Origin of the sequence: Formosa sp. Hel1_31_208, assembly GCF_900104785.1 — a bacterium.
Classification (GTDB): Bacteria; Bacteroidota; Bacteroidia; order Flavobacteriales; family Flavobacteriaceae; genus Psychroserpens.
In genome coordinates this window covers 2,452,296-2,470,703 of sequence record NZ_LT629733.1, presented here as the reverse complement: position 1 = coordinate 2,470,703, position 18,408 = coordinate 2,452,296, and the positions used below count along the sequence as shown (strand labels likewise).

The following is an 18,408-nucleotide window of genomic DNA, read 5'->3' as shown; positions in this document are numbered from 1 at the left end:
AACTTATAAGTTTTTAGTCCATAGATTTCAATAACTCCTTTACTGCAGCTTCTATTTGTTCATCCTGTCCACTGGTAATCTTTTCAAATCCGTTTTTGACCTCAATGTCTGGAAGTAATTCTTTGTTTTCTAATACATCACCTTCAATATCTAAAACTTGCATGTTTGGAATTCCAAAAACAATACCATTTTGAATTCGTTCCCACCATACAAAACTGCAGGTTCCAGGAACCGGCATTCCAACTAATTTTCCAATCTTTAAGTCTTTATAACCAGCAGGAGTGCAGTGTGCATCTGAATAATTAGATTCTCCAACTAACATAATACTCGGCTTCGTCCAACGACGTTGTGATTCTATACCAACTACTTTTCCACCGTTTGAGAATTCCATGTATTTTTTGCCACTTAAAAATGTCGTGATATCATCAACCAAATCACCTCCGCCATTAAAACGTGTATCAACAACTAAGGCTTTTTTATTAACTTCTTCACCCATAACTTCATCTAAAAATTCTCTAAAGCTTCCGTCACTCATATTACGAATATGCATGTATCCAATTTGATTGTTAGAAAGCGTATGCACCAGATCACGATTTTTCTTAACCCAACGCTGATAACGTAATTCGTTTTCAGCTCCAATAGAAATAGGTTTTACGCGCTCTTTCCACCTCGTATTTGTTGCTGGGTTGTAATAAGATAATATGGTTGCTTTCGCCGATTTTCGATTGAGTAATGCAAAGTAATTAAGATCTGGTGTAATACTTTCTCCATCTATGGCTTCAATAATTACACCAGATACGACTTTCTTACTGCCATTAATTAACGGACTTCCTTCCATTATTTCTAAAATTTTCAAGCCGTTCCCCTTATGATTGTCGTCTATAAAAATTCCTAAGGCAGCCGTTTGATCCCCTTTTGCATTTGCTTGCCTAAATCTTGCGCCAGTGTGCGAAGCATTAAGTTCGCCTAATAATTCACCAAGAATATCTTTAAAATCATAATCGTTGTTTAAATGTGGAACAAACTTTTTATAATTGGCAGATAACTCATCCCATGGCGCTCCATGTAAATTAGGATCTAAAAATTTTTTCTTTACTTGACGAGACACATGATCCATTAGATATAAACGTTCATGAGATAAATTAAAAGACATTTCATCTTTTATAGCCACAGGTTTTTTCTTACCCGAACTTACTTCAACTTTTGAAATTCGACCACCACTTAATATAAAAACTTCCTTGGCATCTTTTCCAAAACTCATAGATCCACCGCGACCATAAGTACCTAAAGATTTAATTTCTTTAGTTCGTAAATCGAGCTTCCATAAATTAGCTTTATTATCAATTCGACCTAAATACAAGAGCGATTTAGCATCTTTAGTGATTAATGCATCTGAAAGGCTTGTTGAGAATAAAGAGAGCTTTTCCTTGCGTTTATGTAAATTATCAAACTCAATAGTTATTGGCTTTAATTTTTTCTCCTCTTTTTCAGCATCTTCATCTTTCTTTTTCTTATCATTTTTTGAATCATTATCGTCTTCTTTTTTGTCTTCATCATCTTTATCGTCTACTACAAACGAGAATTCATCTTTATTTAATTGATATTTATCGTAAGCTTCTTGAGTTAAAAATACGGCATACACATCTGATTGTGACGGACCTGTTTTTGCAACACTGTGCATCCCATTTCTGTCTGATGCCCAATATATCATAGAACCATCTAATGACCATTTAGGAGAATAATCACTAAATCCACTTTTAGAGACATTAACTAACGATCCAGTACCGTCGGCTTTTAAGATGCCTATTTCTCCAAACCAATATTGATTAGGATAAAAGGTAATTGCAAGCCATTTTCCGTCAGGACTCCATTCAAATTGTTGATCGCCATCGGCATAAGAGAAATGGTTTTCACCTTCGTGAATTTGAGTCACTTTTTTGGTTTTTAGATTGATTGTTCTCAATTTGGTGCGCTCTTCTAAGTATGCAATATCTTCTCCTGTTGGTGAGAATTTAGGTTGAAAACTTTCTTTGGCGTCTGCTAATAAGATCTCTTCTTTCAGTTCAATCGCATTTACAAAATATTTTTCATTCTTTTCTGCAATAGTTTGAGTGTAAAGATTCCAGCTGTTGTTGCGTTCACCTGCATAGACAATTGTCCTGCCATCTGGACTGATATCAATACTTCGCTCTTGTTCAGGGGTTTCAGTTAATCGGCGTGTTAAACTGCCATCAACCGACGTTACAAAGACGTCGCCTCTATGAATAAAAATTAGTTCTTTTCCATTTGGAGAAGGCACCATATCAGTGACATTTCCATTGACAAATAATAATTCATTGTCCAATAATGATTGATCACCTCCAACATCGATGGCTAATTTTTTCGGACGTTCACCTACCTTTTGCGTGTAAACATTTCCGTTGAAACTATAACATAATAGATCTGTATTTGATACCGAAAGATGCCTAACAGGATGCATATCGAAATTTGAAACCTGAGTAGATTGACTCGGATTAGAAAAATTCGATACATAAACATTAAACGTTCCTGATTTTTCAGATAAATAATAGAAGGAATCACCTGAACCGAAAACCGCATTACGATTTTCACCTTTAAAGTTTGAAAGTTTCTGGAAGCTACCCGTAGACGACTTTAGCCATATATCTCTTGTTACCGAAGATGTATGATGTTTACGCCATTCATCTTCATAGCCCTTAATCTCTTCAAATAATATCCCACCATTACTAGTGTTCTTTGCCTCATATGCAGGATAACTCGTAAGCTGTTCAGGTGTTGAGCCGTTTAAAGACGCACTATATAATTCACCTAACCGATGAAATAACAGGGATTTATTAGTATCTAATCGAATGCTATTAAACCATACCGCATCATTGTTTTGTGAAAAGTCGGTAGGCATATCATCGGCAGAATGAAAAGTTAAGCGTTTGACGTTGCTTCCTGTTTTTGACATTACAAACACATCAAAATTACCATGTCTATTTGAAGCAAATGCAATTTGTTGTCCGTCATGCGACCAAACAGGCTTGGTATCATAGGCACTGTTGGTAGTGAGTCGTGTGGCCTTTCCTCCATCCACTGAAACGGCATAGATATCAGCATTATAAGTAAATGCTATTTGGCTACCGTTTGGTGAAATGGCTGTATTTCGAAGCCATAAATTTGCGTTTTTTTGAGCAAAGGCTATTTGTAAAATAGTCAAGGCTAAAATAAGAGGGAGGATACGTATCAGCTTCATGGATTAAATTATTGATTTTGAGCTGTGAAGTTAATAAAATAATTGTATCGATTCATGTTTTTATTTGAGAGGTAATTTGAATAACTTTGCTAATTGATGATACACTCTAAAATTCCACTTGCACAAACTGTCGTACAGTTATGTAAACTCAAAAATATCAAACACATCGTTATTTCTCCAGGAAGTAGGAATGCACCTCTAACTATAGGATTTACAAGTGACTCTTTTTTTAAATGTTATAGTGTTGTTGATGAACGCTGCGCGGCATTTTTTGCCTTAGGAATAGCACAACAAATTCAAGAACCAGTTGTGATTGCCTGTACTTCGGGAAGTGCTTTGCTTAACTATTACCCAGCAATATCAGAAGCATTCTTTAGTGATATTCCTTTGGTGGTATTGTCTGCTGATAGGCCAAAGCATTTAATCGGAATAGGTGATGGTCAAACCATTAATCAGAAAGATGTATTTGCAAACCACATTTTATTTGCGACCAATTTGAAGTTGGATCTTCATGATAAAAATGGGGTCTCAGAAAAAGATGAACTTCCAATATTTAAGAATTTAGAGAATAAACTTGAGCGTTTTTTGGGGCTGCAACGTGATATTCAATCGTTTAATGAAGAGGAAATCAACAAAGCTCTTAATTTATCATGTATAAAGAAAGGCCCTGTACATATCAATGTGCCATTTGACGAACCGCTTTATGAACGTATTGAAGAATTAACGGTAAGCCCTAAGTCTGTTGAATTAGATTTTAAAATCCCAAAAATTGATCAGGTAGATTTAAAAGACTGTATTGATGAATGGTATGTCGCCACAAAAAAAATGATTCTTATTGGAGTTTTAGAGCCTAATCAGATTGAACAACAATGGTTGGAAGAATTAGTGGATGATGATAGTGTTATCATCTTTACAGAGACAACTTCAAATTTACATCATCCGAATTTATTTCCTAGTATTGATAAAATTATAGCACCTTTAGAGGAAGACGATTTTAAAGTATTACAGCCTGATATATTAATCACTTTCGGAGGTATGGTGGTTTCAAAAAAAATTAAAGCTTTCTTAAGGGAGTATCAACCAAAACACCATTGGCATATTGATGAGAAAAAAGCTAATGATACTTTTTTCTGTTTAGACAAGCATATTGTAGCTAAACCTAATGATTTCTTATCAGAGTTTTTACCTAAAATCACACATGTCACTAAGAGTAAATATTTAGAAACTTGGACAGCTATAAAACGGCATCGAACTAAGAAACATCTGGAGTATGTAAAACAAATTCCATTTAGTGACTTTAAGGTATTTAGTAGGGTATTGAAAACCTTTCCTAATAAATCTATCGTACAACTAGGAAACAGTTCTACAGTGCGTTATGCGCAATTGTTTAATATGAATCCGTTAGTAGATGTTTATTGTAATCGCGGTACTAGTGGTATAGATGGCAGTACTTCAACAGCCATAGGTTGCGCCACAGCAACTAATAAACAAACAGTATTTATTTCTGGAGATTTAAGTTTTTTTTATGACAGCAATGCCTTGTGGAATAACTACATCCCAAAGAATTTTAGAATTATACTAATTAATAATGAAGGAGGTGGAATATTTAGAATATTACCAGGCCATAAAAACACAGATAATTTTGATTATTTTTTTGAAACCACACACCATTTAACAGCAAAGCAATTGTGTGAGATGTTTCACTTTGAATATCTTACTGCTCGTAATGAGGAAGAATTAGAAACGTGTCTAAAAACCTTTTATAATGCGTCTAAAAGCCCACGACTTCTTGAAATATTTACACCAAGAACGGCAAATGATACAATACTGCTAGATTATTTTAACTATGTCAAATAAATGTGACCAATCTCATTTTTAGGTGTCTTATTAATAGCTATATTTATAGTACAATAATTTATTAATCGTAAAATAGTATTAAGATGAGTAAAAGAGATGATTTGATAGTAAAATATGCTGCAGATTTAAAAGACAAATGTGGAGTAAATCCAGATATGGATTTATTGACTAAAGTAACCATAGGTTGCGGACCTTCAATTTACAACGCCGACTCAGCAACAGTTTCAGGATCGGATGAATCAGAATTGAAAACAGTAAAAAATAATTTTTTAATCAAGAAACTTGGTTTAAAAGATAGCGCGGATTTAGACAAAGGTATTAATGCAGTGATTGAAACCTACGGAAAATCTAACCGAAACAAATACAGAGCTGTTGTTTATTATTTATTAACAAAACACTTCAAGAAAGAATCAGTGTATTAATCTGAATCTTAGCTAAGTATATTAAGCGTTACAGTTCTTTGTGAATTGTAACGCTTTTTTAGTTCAAAAATCATATCAGGATGACATTTGTTATTAAAGCATGAGATATCTAAAGTCTAAAAACGAAGTGGTCTTAAAGTCTTTTTATATCTTTGACGCATGATAAGAATTGGAGACTACAATATATTAGAAATCATTCGTGAAACGGATCAAGGATTATATTTGGCCGATAAAGAGGGTAATGAAATTTTGCTCCCTAACCGTTATGTTCCCGAATCATTTAAAGTATGGGAAGAAATTGAGGTTTTTGTTTATTTAGATAACGAAGAACGTCCTGTTGCAGTTACTGATGAGCCTTATATTGTTCGTGACGATTTTGCATTATTACGATGTAATCAAGTCACATCTCATGGTGCATTTCTAGATTGGGGAATGGTAAAAGAACTCTTCTGCCCATTTAAAGAACAAGCTTTTAAAATGAAAGCAGGTGGTTGGTATCTGGTTTATTGTTATTTGGATGAAGAAACCGACCGTTTAGTAGCGTCTAGTAAAACCAATCGGTTTTTAGATAACACGAACTTGACCGTACAGCAGTTTGATGAAGTCGATTTAATCGTGTCTCATCCCTCAGAATTGGGAATGAATGTAATAGTGAATAATGAGCATTTAGGATTGATATTTTCTGAAGATATTTTTAAAGACATTAGTGTTGGTGACCGACTAAAAGGTTTCGTTAAAAAGGTAAGACCAGATAATAAACTAGACATTGTTTTAGGTAAAATAGGCTATCGTAAAATTGAGCCTAACGCAGATATTGTGATGCAGTATTTGGAAGACAGTTCTGATGGATTTTTACCACTCAATGACAAGTCGAATCCAGAAGCTATAAAACGCGAATTACAGATGAGTAAAAAAACGTTTAAAAAAGCTATAGGCACCTTATATAAGCAGCGTCTAATCGTTATTGAGGCGGACGGTATTAGACTGGCAAACTAGTTAGCGAGTCTTTAGATATACTATGGTTTTAATCAACGTTTTGGATTGACGTATTAGATATAAAAGCAGTATTTTTGCATAAAATATTTTTGACTATGAAAAAAGCCGAATGGGTAACTGCAAAAACCTATGATGACATAACTTATAAGAAGTGCAATGGCGTGGCAAGAATTGCTTTTAATCGTCCAAATGTTAGAAATGCATTTCGCCCAAAAACAACCAGTGAACTTTACGACGCCCTTTATAACGCTAATGAAGACGTCAATATTGGTGTTGTGTTACTTTCAGCTGAAGGACCATCAACTAAGGATGGTATTTGGAGTTTTTGTTCAGGAGGAGATCAAAAAGCACGAGGACATCAAGGTTATGTAGGTGATGATGGATATCATCGTTTGAATATTCTAGAAGTACAACGATTAATTCGTTTTATGCCAAAAGCCGTCATAGCAGTAGTACCTGGGTGGGCAGTAGGAGGTGGTCATAGTCTTCATGTAGTTTGTGATTTAACCTTAGCCAGCCAAGAACATGCTATTTTTAAACAAACCGATGCTGATGTCACAAGTTTTGATGGAGGTTATGGTTCGGCGTATTTAGCAAAGATGGTTGGACAAAAGCGCGCACGTGAAATCTTTTTCCTTGGAAGAAACTATTCAGCTCAAGAGGCTTTTGAAATGGGAATGGTTAATGCTGTAATCCCTCATAATGAGTTAGAAGATACCGCATATGATTGGGCACAAGAGATTTTAGCGAAATCACCCACCTCAATTAAAATGTTGAAATTTGCTATGAACCTTACCGATGACGGGATGGTTGGGCAACAAGTGTTTGCTGGTGAAGCAACTCGTCTCGCATACATGACCGACGAAGCGAAAGAAGGGCGAGATGCTTTTTTAGAAAAACGAAAGCCTAACTTTGATAAAAAGTGGATTCCATAAACTTAACACACCGTTATGCTTAAAAATATAAAGCCTTGGATTTCAGCTTTTAGGCTTCGTACCTTACCACTATCTATTTCGGGAATCATTATTGGCTCTTGTTTCGCCCATTTTAATGGCAAATTTGATGGGATGATTATGGCTTTTGCCATGTTATTGACTATAAGTTTACAAGTGCTTTCTAATTTAGCTAATGATTACGGTGATGGCGTAAGAGGAACCGACAATGAAGATAGAATAGGCCCAGAGCGTGCCATTCAAAGTGGAGCTATTACTCCAGAAGAAATGTTTGATGGAATTAAAATAAACATCCTTGTGGTGATTATTTTAACAGTAGGCTTGATTTTTGTATCCTTTGGAAGTAAGTATTTTCTATATGCCTTATTGTTTTTTGCCTTATCAGGATTATCTATTTATGCAGCAATTAATTATACGGTAGGCAGCTCACCTTATGGGTATAAAGGTTTAGGAGATGTATTTGTGTTTTTATTTTTCGGATTGTTGGGCGTTATTGGTAGTTACTTCCTTTATACGAAACAAGTGGATCATCATGTCATCCTTCCGGCAATCACTTTAGGTTTATTAAGCGTTGGCGTTCTTAATCTGAATAACATGAGAGATATCGATTCTGATATTATAGCTGGAAAACAAACTTTAGCTGTTAAACTAGGAAAGAAAAAAGCAAAGCAGTATCATATCACACTTATCGTTTTAGCGATACTCATTTCGTTTATATTTTCGATATTATATTTTTCTAGTTTTTATAACTTACTCTTCTATGTGGCATATATTCCATTGCTTATTCATCTCAATACAATAATAAAAGCGACCACACCTCAAGAATTTGATCCGCAATTAAAAGTGTTAGCATTGACAACGTTTGTATTATCCATCCTTTTAGGACTCGGCTACATTTTATAATATTTTTAACATAAAAGTTTGTAAATCAATTATTTAATTCGTATATTTAAGCTAGAAATTTTGTAGGTCGGCACGAATTGCTATTCTGTTGGCAATAAAATTTGGGGCTTTAAAACTCAGACATATTTCTCAAATCTGTCTGAGTTTTTTCGTACTTTAGAGCTTCAACTAAAATAATACCAACCATGCAAATCACTTTTTACGGCCACGCCTGTTTAGGACTTAAAATAGAAGATATTAACATTCTTGTAGATCCCTTTATTTCTGGTAATCCGAAAGCTGCTCATATTGACATTAGCAATTTAAAAGCCGATTATATTTTGGTCACTCATGCACATCAAGATCATATTCTTGATGTAGAAGCCATTGCAAAACGCACAGGGGCAGTCGTGGTATCTAATTTTGAAATAGCGACCCATTATGACAAACTGGGTATCGAAAACCACCCTATGAATCATGGAGGACAATGGGATTTTGAATTTGGTACTGTAAAATATGTGAATGCCATTCATACGTCGTCTTTTCCTGATGGTAGCTATGGAGGTCAGCCAGGAGGGTTTGTGATTGAAGGTGAACATAAAAACATTTACATCGCGGGCGATACTGCCCTTACAATGGATATGAAACTTATTCCATTGTTCACTACACTTGATTTAGCCATACTACCAATTGGAGACAATTTTACCATGGGAATTGAAGAAGCCATTCATGCCAGTGACTTTATCCAATGTGATAAAGTATTAGGCTACCACTATGATACTTTTGGCTATATCGAAATTGATCATGAAGCTGCTAAACGTAAATTTTTTGATAAGGATAAGGATTTGATGTTATTGGAAATTGGTGAAAGCATTGAGTTGTAAAATCATCTAACCTTACTCCTCGACACTAGCCAATGCAGTAAACGTGGCGAGAGTCGTTTCACATAGACACCAAAAGCTTCAAACTTACCAATGTAAGCCTCATACTTTCCTTTGCGTATGGCTTTTATCATTTTTTTGACAAATAAATCAACATCGAGTCCGTTTTCTGTCATTTCATCTTGGTAACCTTGCTGGCTGCCATCAGCAGTTAAAGCATTTCTGGCGACATTAGTATTGACAAATCCTGGACATATCATAGTGACCATGATATTGTCCTTATCGTGCTCCATACGTAAGGCATCAAAAAAACCATGCAGCGCATGTTTGGCGCCGCAATATGCTGAGCGCAAAGGAGAACTGAATTTTCCCATCAAACTTGAAACCACAACATAATGACCGCTTTGCTGTGCCACAAAATGAGGCAACAATGCTTTGGATAGTGCAACTGTGCCCAGATAATCAATATCCATAAGTTTTTTGTCCACTTCAATAGTCGTATCAATGATTGGAGAGCGTTGACTTATTCCTCCGTTATTAACGAGAACATCAATAGTTCCGAAGGTAGAAATCGCAGTGGCAGTAATGGTTTTCATAGCATGTACGTCTTCTAAGTCTAAAGGAAGTGCGAAGACTTGATCAGGACGCCTGCACAATACTTTAACCTTTTCCAATTCTATGACACGTCGAGCAGATAAAATGAGTTTACAGTTATATTCTGATAGGGCAATAGCGAGACTTTTACCTATACCACTTGAGGCACCTGTAATCCAAATAACTTTATCATCAAATGTCATATTATGAATTGTTAATTTCCCATTCTTTTCTTAAGTCCTCACTTACTTTTCCACTACCATCGTGTCTCCAGCCTGGTGGTTTGATCAAATATAAAAATCTGTTTTTTAATGATTTATGACCAGAAAACGCATCCTTAAACATATCGAACCACTCTAGAAAAGCAATCTTCACAGGATTATAGGTGTCAATATTTTTCACTAAACCATAGACCACTCGTTCTTCTTTTAATTCTGGTTGAAAGGTGCCAAACAACTTATCCCAAATAATCAATATACCTGCATGATTTCTGTCCAAATATAAGGGATTACTTCCGTGGTGTACGCGATGATGGGATGGTGTATTGAAAACGGCTTCTAACCACTTCGGTAATTTATCGATGGTTTCGGTATGTATCCAAAATTGATACAATAAACTCACAGACATTTGAAATATGATCATTCCAGGATGAAACCCTAACAATGGCAGCCATAGCCAAAATACAAATGAATAAAACCCACCTGACCAGGTTTGTCGCAAGGCAGTACTTAAATTATAGTGTTGCGACGAATGGTGCACCACATGAGATGCCCAAAACAAGCGGCATTCATGCGAAATACGATGAAACCAATAATAGGCAAGATCATCAACAAAGAAAATTAAAATAAAACTCCACCACGCAATAGGAATAGTAAACCATCTAAAATGCTCGTAGATATAAAAAAAGATAACGAATACTATGGCTTTGCTTATAAAACCTAAAAACACATTTCCTAAACCCATAGCGATAGATGCGAAGGCGTCTCTGGTTTCGTAGGTTTTAACCCCTTGTTTCACTGTAACAAATAATTCTAAGAGCATAGCCAAAACAAAAAAGGGAATGGCATAAAGAATAATATTAGGAAAGTTAGGATCTTGCATTTAAATTTAAGTATCAACTAAGTTACAAAATAGTTTGTTTAGTAGCGGTTTTATGAAACATATAAAGAACTCGTCTTCAAAATTATTAGAAAAAACAATACATTAATAATGACTTTAAATATGAGCGTAATACGCATAGTTAATAATAATATTAAATTTGCAACTAAAATAATTAATATGAGAAATATAAGCCTTTTTATTATTGTTATTTTCTTTTTTAAGACAACTAATGCACAAGAAAATCAGTCTCAAACGGGAGCATGGTATATGTACTTTTTTAACCATCAATTTGAAGACAGTCAATTTGGTATACAAGGTGATATACAATATCGGAATTGGAACACAATTGGAGATTTAGAACAATTATTACTAAGAACAGGAATTACTTTCACACCAAAAGATACTGATGTGTTATTAACCTTAGGATATGCAAATATCACTTCAGGTGAAATTGGAGAATCTAATGACACATCTGGAGAACATCGTATATACCAAGAAGCCTTGTTTTCACAATCATTAGGTAAACGTATTTATCTAACTCACAGATTTCGATATGAGCAGCGTTTTGTAGAAAATCAGGATTTTAGAACGCGTTATCGCTATAACTTATTTATGAATGTGCCTTTTAATAAAAGTGCTTTAGAAAAAGGAGCCGTCTATGCGGCACTGTATAACGAATTATTTATTAATGGTCAAACCGATATTGGAGATGATAGAGAGGTAGAGCTTTTTGATAGAAATAGAACCTACATAGGTATTGGTTATGTTTTAAAAAAAGGAATGCGGTTTCAATTAGGTTGGATGAATCAGAAAACTGTTACCGCAGGGAAAGGTCAACTACAATTTAGTTTTCACCACAAATTTTAAATGAATTCATAAACTAAGCTTAGTCATGAAGTTGGTGTCTTAATCAAATGACAACTTTTTTATTATGCTTATTTTTGCACTTATGATTAACGCAACATACAAACCCTATACGCTACAATTTAAACAAGCCAGTGGAACATCACGAGGTGTCTTAAAAACAAAGGACACTTGGTTTATGATACTTAGAGAAAATGGTAGGTTTGGAATTGGCGAATGTGGAATGTTTAGAGGTCTAAGTATTGATGATAGACCAGATTTTGAAACAAAACTAGAATGGACTTGTAGTAATATCCATTTAGGCTTAGAAAAATTACGAGATGAGCTTACCGAATTTCCTAGTATTCAGTTTGGGTTAGAGATAGCCTTTAAGTCGCTGTCTAGTCGAGATAGTTTTGAATTATTTCCTTCAGCATTCACACAAAAGCAGGCTCCTATTGACATTAATGGCCTCATATGGATGGGAACTAAAGACTTTATGAAGCAACAAATCAAAGACAAGCTTAAAACGGGGTTTCGTTGTATAAAGATGAAAATTGGCGCCATAGATTTCGATACAGAATTGGAGCTGTTGAAATTTATAAGACATGAATTCACGATTCATGATATAGAACTCAGAGTGGATGCTAATGGGGCATTTTTACCATCGGAAGCTTTACATCGATTACAACGTTTATCTGAGTTTGATTTACATTCTATTGAACAACCCATCAAACAAGGACAATGGGCAGAGATGGCAAAATTATGCAAAGAGACGCCTTTACCTATTGCTTTAGATGAAGAATTAATAGGCCTATTTTCAGAATCTAAAAAACAAGAACTTTTAAAAATTATTAACCCGCAATACATTATTTTAAAACCAACATTAATAGGAGGCTTTAAAGGCAGTAAAGAATGGATTGACCTCGCGGCACGTCAACAAATTGGGTGGTGGGTAACGAGTGCATTAGAAAGTAATATAGGTTTAAATGCCATTGCTCAATGGACATACACGCTTAAGAACAAATTACCACAGGGGCTGGGCACAGGGAGTTTGTATACCAATAATTTTGATTCGTCATTAGTTGTAAAAAATGGTACATTGCGCTACGAAAATGAACACCCTTGGGATTTGTCTCAACTTGATATAAAAATTTAAATTTACACTTATGTTTATAGCACAAGCATATAATGCAAAACACGATTTCTGGAGATACCTTATTGGATCTGTTATTATCGCCGCAGCATCATTTATTGGCCAAGTTCCATTAATAGTAGCCATAATTTATAAGACTGTCCAAGATGGAATGAATGTTGATTTATTGGATGAAAGCGCCCTGTTTACGATTTTAGAACCAAACACGTTTTTATTTCTTATTCTGATTTCGTTTGTCGTTGCTTTTATTGCGCTTAAATTGTTATTAAAAACATTACATGGTCAAAATTTAAGAGCAATTGCGACGTCTAGGAATAAGTTAGACTGGAAACGGATTTGGTTTGCCTTTATTTTTTGGGGAATCATTTCGTCTGGCTTGACATTAATCGATTACTTTTATTTATCGCCAGAAGGTTATGAATTTAATTTCGAACCACAGCGATTCTTAATTTTATTAGTTATTGCTGTCGCCTTAATACCAATACAAACAAGTTTAGAAGAATACGTTTTTAGAGGTTATCTTATGCAAGGTTTTGGGATGTTAGCAAAAAACCGATGGTTTCCTTTAGTAATGACCTCAGTGATATTTGGATGCCTTCACCTTGCAAATCCTGAAATTGAAAAATTAGGATATGGCTTGCTTATGTATTACATAGGAACAGGGTTGTTTTTAGGAATCATTACATTAATGGATGAAGGAATTGAGTTGGCTTTAGGGTTTCATGCTGCTAATAACTTATTTACGGCTTTATTAGTTACTTCAGATTGGACCGCATTTCAAACACACTCTATTTTAAAGGATGTTGCAGAGCCTGAACTGAGTTTTATTGATATGGTATTACCGGTATTTATTATTTTTCCAATTATCATATTTATTTTTTCAAAAGTCTATCATTGGAGAAATTGGAAAGAAAAACTATTTGGTGAAATTCATGAGCCGCCTACTGAAGATTACAAAGTTATTGGAGAATCTTAATTTTGAGATGGTACGCATATGACACCAACATTTGATAAAATACATCTAAGATTTAAACTCAATGGTTTTCACTTTGATCATGATGAACTCAAAGAAGTTGCCTATAATTTGGTAAAAGAAGGAGAAGTTTATGAGAAAACGGTGGGAGATTTTTTGTTAGATTGGTTAGATGATAAAGATGATGTGCTAACAAAAACTTCGGGTTCAACAGGGCTTCCAAAGCTTATAAAGATTAAAAAGCAGGAGATGGTGAACTCATCTGTTATGACTGGAGATTATTTTGGGTTGGAGCCCGGAAATAAGGCATTACACTGTTTGCCAAGTCAGTTCATTGCTGGAAAAATGATGCTGGTAAGAGCAATGATTTTGGGTTTAGAGTTAGATATTGTAGCTCCTTCTTCTATCCCGTCTTATGATGATCAAAAAGCCTATGACTTTTGTGCTATGATTCCATTACAGTTGCAAAATTCTATACAGCGATTAGATCATATAAAAGTTTTAATCGTTGGTGGCGCGAGAGTATCAAACGATTTAAGAATAAAACTTCAGAAGGTTAAAGCGTCAGTATTTGAAACTTATGGCATGACAGAAACCGTGAGCCATATTGCTGTCCGCCAATTAAATCATGCGTCGGAAAATCAAACTCATTTTAAAATTTTAAGAGACATATTCATTTCAAAAGATGATAGGGATTGCTTAGTTATTGACGCTAAAGAACTTTCAAAAGATGTAGTGTTGACCAACGATGTCGTCGATATGATTTCGGATACCGAATTTGATATTATTGGTCGGTATGACAATATGATTAATTCTGGAGGCGTAAAGTTGTTTCCAGAGCTCATAGAGGCAAAGCTTCAGGACAAGATTGACAAACGATTTTTTATCACTTCGGAAAAGGATAAAGATTTAGGGGAAAAAGTGATTATGGTTATAGAAGCCGAATCTAACCAACTAGATGCTGAGGTTTATAGTGGATTGGAAAAGTTTGAAATTCCGAAAACAGTGTACCACATTCCGAAATTTCTTGAAACACCTAATGCAAAAATCCAAAGACAAAAAACATTGGATGTCATTCTCGGTAAGGTTACTCATTGAAACCACCCTTTCCCTCATTGTAGGTTTTAAGTGTAATCTATTGGTTGTAAGTTTAATATGAATTTAAAAACCAAGGAGAATGAAAACAAAAATCACAACACTCGTATGCATCCTAGTTTCTTTTTTAGGAAATACCCAAGACCAGAACATCAACACGAAATCAGTATCTATTGACAACCTAATTACTTTTATTGTTGATCATATTGAAAATAAAAAGGAAGACTCTACGGAGAATCCAGAACACTATATATTTCTTCTTCAAACACCTGTTGGGGATTTAATAGCAGAGGACAAAGTCATCCTTAAACAGGCATTTAAATTAATATCAAAGAGGTTAAGTACTGAAGATCACTTATCTTTAATTGCTTATTCTGGGTTGAATGGTATTGCACTAAATAGAGTATCTGCCAAAGATCTAAAAGGGATTACTTATACCCTCGAACATTTAAAATCAAGTATAAAGGAACCTCAAAAAGATGGTATAGAAGTCGCATACACTTTTGCGGAATCCACAAAAGTAGAAGATGTACAAAGTACTATTGTAATGATTAGAAATCCGAAAGCAATGATCGCTAGAGCTTCAGCAAATCCGGCAATAGTTAATTCAAATACTACAGAAAATCCTAAAAAAGGCAATGCCGTTTGGCTTACTGCAATTACTCTGTTGCCTCAAATAATTTCGGTCATCAAAGACTAAGCCTAGGTGCTAAAGTTGTTAATTCTTAGGTCTCTATAGCATTAGTGCTTTTTTTGAAGCTGAATAATCCATATTTTTAGGGAAAATTGTTTACTCATGAAAAAATTCTGGATTGTTACCTTATTTCTAATCACTCAAATTAATGCGCAGCAGGTCTTAGATGTTAAACATCAAGCTCAAATCATAGATGAGATATTGGCCGATCGTTTTAATAATCTCTTACCGAAATTGATGGACCGCGCAAATATTGATATGTGGATTGTGATTTCTAGAGAATACAATGAAGATCCAGTGCTAAAAACGATGTTGCCAGCAACCTGGTTAAATGCTAGACGACGTACCATTATTTTATTTTATAGAGATCAAGTCAAAAATACCATTGAAAAATTAGCAGTAGCTCGTTACAATTTTGGAGATAATATCATTTCAGCTTGGGATAAAGACAAAGAACCAAATCAATGGAAAAGGCTTATGCAACTCATTGAAGAACGAAACCCAAAAACTATCGGTCTTAACTTTTCAACGCATTTTAATATTGCCGATGGCCTAGTAAAAACCGACTATGAAGAATTCATGTCTTATTTACCAAAAAGTCGTCATAGTAAAGTTGTTTCAGCTGAAAAGTTGGCCATTGGGTGGATAGAAACTCGAACAGAACGTGAAATGGTGATATATCATCAACTCGTAGATATTACGCATGATATTATTGCAGAAGCTTTTTCAGAGCAGGTAATTACACCTGGTATAACGAGTACAACCGATGTAGAGTGGTGGATGCGACAAAAGGTAAGCGATCTCGGATTGAAAACATGGTTTCATCCCACAGTAGATGTACAGCGTACAAAAGATGATTTAAAAGGACATTTGTATTCCTTTTCAGATCGACCTGAACAATTGGTTATATTGCCAGGTGATTTAGTGCATTGTGATTTCGGAATTACCTATTTGCGTCTTAATACTGATTGTCAGGAATTGGCTTATGTTCTAAAACCCAATGAAACAGTAGCGCCACAGTTTTTAGTTAATGCATTGAAAGCGGGGAATCGCGTTCAAGATATATTTACAATGAATTTTGTAACGGGTAGAACAGGTAATGAAATTCTATTAAAATCCTTATCTGAAGCAAAAGCTGAAGGTTTAAAACCGTCTATTTATACCCATCCTTTAGGGAGCTACGGACATTCTTCAGGCCCTACTATAGGTATGTGGGATTCTCAAGGAGGTGTCGCGGGAACAGGTGATTATCCTCTATATCCAAATACCGTTTATGCTATTGAATTGAATACAACAGTCACTATTCCTGAGTGGAAAAGAGATATCAGAATAATGCTTGAAGAGGCAGGTTTTTATGGAGAAGACGGATTTCGATATGTCAATGGTAGACAAACAAAACTTCTAACGATTCCTAGAGTAAAAACTCATCAAGGGAATTAAGATCTCCTGTGCAGCTTATAAAACCGAAAAGAGGCTAATAAACCAATGATACTAAACAAAGTGAGTACCAAAAATGCATTTTGTAATCCGGCAACTTTATCTGGATTATCGACAAGTATGCCAAACATTGGTCCAGAGAAAATATCTGGGGTATAGCCAACAACAGACACGAGACCTACTGCAGTTCCAGTTAAAGCAACAGGTATCTTAGCTTCTTCTAAAGTAGCAAAATACAAGACACGACAAGAATACACGCCAATAGCCATTAGTAAGATATTAATGATAAAAAGTAATGTAGTGCTAGCATTGACGATATCCAAAGTAAAGATGATACTTGATAACATGGTTAATATAAATCCTATCACAAGCCATAATGAAGCACGTGTTCTGTCTGCCATGAACCCAATAACCACTCCAATCACCGGTCGCACATATAATAATGATGTTCCTACACTCGCCGATTTGATGGCATCATATCCCATGACGTCTGTAGCGTAAAGTGTGAATAGATCGGTGGCTTTATAACCAGTATATGCACAAAGAATAATGAGCATAAGTAATCGTATAGAGGGCATTTTAATAAGTTGCTTAAAAGCCGATAAGTCGAAGTATTTGAGATGTGCGCCTGTACTCATATCTGCTTTAATTGGTTTTAGAAAGAAGAAGACCAACACACTAATACATGCTACGATAGCTGAACACGTTAATACGACTTGTTTAAAGGCGTATTTTCGGTCTAATAATGAGCTATCGGAAACATCAACATCAATGAATAAGGCAAATATTAAAACACCAACAGAACCGAAAGCAGCGGCAACTAAACCTCGTCCACCATCTAAGAAACCAAAGGCAACACCTTGCTTGTCTTGACCTCCCCATATTCGGGTCGCTTTAATCATCGCAGCCCAGAACAAAAATATGGTGGTAAAACCCCAATATCCGTATAGGAGTCTCAGGTTTTCTAAAGAGGGATAGGAAGCAAGATAAACACCTCCTAAGGCGGTCAATAAAAGTGCCGATGCCATTAAATTTTTAGGATGAAACTTATCAGCTAAAGGCCCTCCAAATAAATAAGAAAATAGAGCCACAATACCATATACTGAAAAACAATAGCCTAATTCTTCATTATTAATAGCAAATGTCTCTAAAAAAGTGGGTCTGAAAATACGTTGTAAGACAAAGGGTAAAATAAAAACAGCCTCTGCTGCTAAAATCAATAAGATGATAACATATGGAGGCTGTTTATTTATTGATTTTTGTTGCAT

At 35.1% G+C, this 18,408-nt stretch carries 16 protein-coding genes; 12 read left to right on the top strand and 4 right to left on the bottom strand.

What is annotated here, in order from left to right; translation table 11 throughout:
• Positions 1-13: 13 nt before the first annotated feature.
• Positions 14-3,256 carry a S41 family peptidase gene (locus tag BLT57_RS11145; RefSeq protein WP_091425727.1) on the bottom strand — a complete coding sequence of 1,081 codons (3,243 nt, stop codon included), beginning with the start codon at positions 3,254-3,256 and terminating at the stop codon, positions 14-16.
• Between the two features lie 96 nt (positions 3,257-3,352).
• Between BLT57_RS11145 and menD the strand changes: the two genes are divergently transcribed.
• From menD to BLT57_RS11115, 6 genes are all read left to right on the top strand, one after another.
• Positions 3,353-5,113, top strand: coding sequence for a 2-succinyl-5-enolpyruvyl-6-hydroxy-3-cyclohexene-1-carboxylate synthase (gene menD, locus BLT57_RS11140; protein ID WP_091425725.1), 1,761 nt, complete (start codon positions 3,353-3,355; stop codon positions 5,111-5,113).
• 83 nt (positions 5,114-5,196) lie between these two features.
• The gene (locus BLT57_RS11135) at positions 5,197-5,535 is read left to right on the top strand and encodes a DUF2853 family protein (RefSeq protein WP_091425724.1); all 339 of its coding nucleotides are present in this window, start codon (positions 5,197-5,199) and stop codon (positions 5,533-5,535) included.
• Between the two features lie 159 nt (positions 5,536-5,694).
• On the top strand, positions 5,695-6,531 hold the full coding sequence (locus tag BLT57_RS11130) for a S1 RNA-binding domain-containing protein (protein WP_091425722.1): 837 nt from the start codon (positions 5,695-5,697) through the stop codon (positions 6,529-6,531).
• A 95-nt stretch (positions 6,532-6,626) separates the two neighbouring features.
• Positions 6,627-7,466, top strand: coding sequence for a 1,4-dihydroxy-2-naphthoyl-CoA synthase (locus BLT57_RS11125; protein ID WP_091425720.1), 840 nt, complete (start codon positions 6,627-6,629; stop codon positions 7,464-7,466).
• A 15-nt stretch (positions 7,467-7,481) separates the two neighbouring features.
• Positions 7,482-8,387: a 1,4-dihydroxy-2-naphthoate octaprenyltransferase gene (gene menA, locus BLT57_RS11120; protein ID WP_091425718.1), complete on the top strand. Its 906-nt coding sequence runs from the start codon at positions 7,482-7,484 to the stop codon at positions 8,385-8,387.
• Positions 8,388-8,572: 185 nt separating this feature from the next.
• Positions 8,573-9,250 (top strand): metal-dependent hydrolase, encoded by a 678-nt coding sequence (locus BLT57_RS11115; RefSeq protein WP_091425716.1) that lies wholly within the window; start codon positions 8,573-8,575, stop codon positions 9,248-9,250.
• A 2-nt stretch (positions 9,251-9,252) separates the two neighbouring features.
• Here the strand turns inward: BLT57_RS11115 and BLT57_RS11110 are convergent, their stop codons facing one another.
• Positions 9,253-10,044, bottom strand: coding sequence for an SDR family oxidoreductase (locus tag BLT57_RS11110; RefSeq protein ID WP_091425715.1), 792 nt, complete (start codon positions 10,042-10,044; stop codon positions 9,253-9,255).
• Between the two features lies 1 nt (position 10,045).
• Positions 10,046-10,942 (bottom strand): sterol desaturase family protein, encoded by an 897-nt coding sequence (locus tag BLT57_RS11105; protein ID WP_091425713.1) that lies wholly within the window; start codon positions 10,940-10,942, stop codon positions 10,046-10,048.
• A 177-nt stretch (positions 10,943-11,119) separates the two neighbouring features.
• On the opposite strand from BLT57_RS11105, the gene BLT57_RS11100 reads away from it, so the two are divergent.
• The 6 genes from BLT57_RS11100 (at position 11,120) to BLT57_RS11075 (ending at position 17,143) form a co-directional block, all read left to right on the top strand.
• The gene (locus BLT57_RS11100; RefSeq protein ID WP_172827449.1) at positions 11,120-11,809 is read left to right on the top strand and encodes a DUF2490 domain-containing protein; all 690 of its coding nucleotides are present in this window, start codon (positions 11,120-11,122) and stop codon (positions 11,807-11,809) included.
• An 85-nt stretch (positions 11,810-11,894) separates the two neighbouring features.
• On the top strand, positions 11,895-12,944 hold the full coding sequence (locus tag BLT57_RS11095) for an o-succinylbenzoate synthase (protein WP_091426766.1): 1,050 nt from the start codon (positions 11,895-11,897) through the stop codon (positions 12,942-12,944).
• A gap of 10 nt (positions 12,945-12,954) precedes the next feature.
• Positions 12,955-13,917 (top strand): CPBP family intramembrane glutamic endopeptidase, encoded by a 963-nt coding sequence (locus BLT57_RS11090; RefSeq protein ID WP_091425712.1) that lies wholly within the window; start codon positions 12,955-12,957, stop codon positions 13,915-13,917.
• Between the two features lie 18 nt (positions 13,918-13,935).
• On the top strand, positions 13,936-15,012 hold the full coding sequence (locus BLT57_RS11085) for an AMP-binding protein (protein WP_091425710.1): 1,077 nt from the start codon (positions 13,936-13,938) through the stop codon (positions 15,010-15,012).
• Between the two features lie 79 nt (positions 15,013-15,091).
• The gene (locus BLT57_RS11080) at positions 15,092-15,709 is read left to right on the top strand and encodes a hypothetical protein (protein ID WP_091425709.1); all 618 of its coding nucleotides are present in this window, start codon (positions 15,092-15,094) and stop codon (positions 15,707-15,709) included.
• A gap of 96 nt (positions 15,710-15,805) precedes the next feature.
• Positions 15,806-17,143 (top strand): M24 family metallopeptidase, encoded by a 1,338-nt coding sequence (locus BLT57_RS11075; protein ID WP_091425707.1) that lies wholly within the window; start codon positions 15,806-15,808, stop codon positions 17,141-17,143.
• Here BLT57_RS11075 and BLT57_RS11070 read toward each other — a convergent pair.
• Positions 17,140-18,408 (bottom strand): nitrate/nitrite transporter, encoded by a 1,269-nt coding sequence (locus BLT57_RS11070; RefSeq protein ID WP_091425706.1) that lies wholly within the window; start codon positions 18,406-18,408, stop codon positions 17,140-17,142. The genes BLT57_RS11075 and BLT57_RS11070 overlap by 4 nt on opposite strands.

What these genes read in the sequence shown, in the direction of transcription:
- BLT57_RS11145 (WP_091425727.1), bottom strand. Translation starts at nt 3,256, where the DNA reads ATGAAGCTGATACGTATCCTCCCTCTTATTTTAGCCTTGACTATTTTA.
- menD (WP_091425725.1), top strand. Translation starts at nt 3,353, where the DNA reads ATGATACACTCTAAAATTCCACTTGCACAAACTGTCGTACAGTTATGT.
- BLT57_RS11135 (WP_091425724.1), top strand. Translation starts at nt 5,197, where the DNA reads ATGAGTAAAAGAGATGATTTGATAGTAAAATATGCTGCAGATTTAAAA.
- BLT57_RS11130 (WP_091425722.1), top strand. Translation starts at nt 5,695, where the DNA reads ATGATAAGAATTGGAGACTACAATATATTAGAAATCATTCGTGAAACG.
- BLT57_RS11125 (WP_091425720.1), top strand. Translation starts at nt 6,627, where the DNA reads ATGAAAAAAGCCGAATGGGTAACTGCAAAAACCTATGATGACATAACT.
- menA (WP_091425718.1), top strand. Translation starts at nt 7,482, where the DNA reads ATGCTTAAAAATATAAAGCCTTGGATTTCAGCTTTTAGGCTTCGTACC.
- BLT57_RS11115 (WP_091425716.1), top strand. Translation starts at nt 8,573, where the DNA reads ATGCAAATCACTTTTTACGGCCACGCCTGTTTAGGACTTAAAATAGAA.
- BLT57_RS11110 (WP_091425715.1), bottom strand. Translation starts at nt 10,044, where the DNA reads ATGACATTTGATGATAAAGTTATTTGGATTACAGGTGCCTCAAGTGGT.
- BLT57_RS11105 (WP_091425713.1), bottom strand. Translation starts at nt 10,942, where the DNA reads ATGCAAGATCCTAACTTTCCTAATATTATTCTTTATGCCATTCCCTTT.
- BLT57_RS11100 (WP_172827449.1), top strand. Translation starts at nt 11,120, where the DNA reads ATGAGAAATATAAGCCTTTTTATTATTGTTATTTTCTTTTTTAAGACA.
- BLT57_RS11090 (WP_091425712.1), top strand. Translation starts at nt 12,955, where the DNA reads ATGTTTATAGCACAAGCATATAATGCAAAACACGATTTCTGGAGATAC.
- BLT57_RS11085 (WP_091425710.1), top strand. Translation starts at nt 13,936, where the DNA reads ATGACACCAACATTTGATAAAATACATCTAAGATTTAAACTCAATGGT.
- BLT57_RS11080 (WP_091425709.1), top strand. Translation starts at nt 15,092, where the DNA reads ATGAAAACAAAAATCACAACACTCGTATGCATCCTAGTTTCTTTTTTA.
- BLT57_RS11075 (WP_091425707.1), top strand. Translation starts at nt 15,806, where the DNA reads ATGAAAAAATTCTGGATTGTTACCTTATTTCTAATCACTCAAATTAAT.
- BLT57_RS11070 (WP_091425706.1), bottom strand. Translation starts at nt 18,408, where the DNA reads ATGCAACAAAAATCAATAAATAAACAGCCTCCATATGTTATCATCTTA.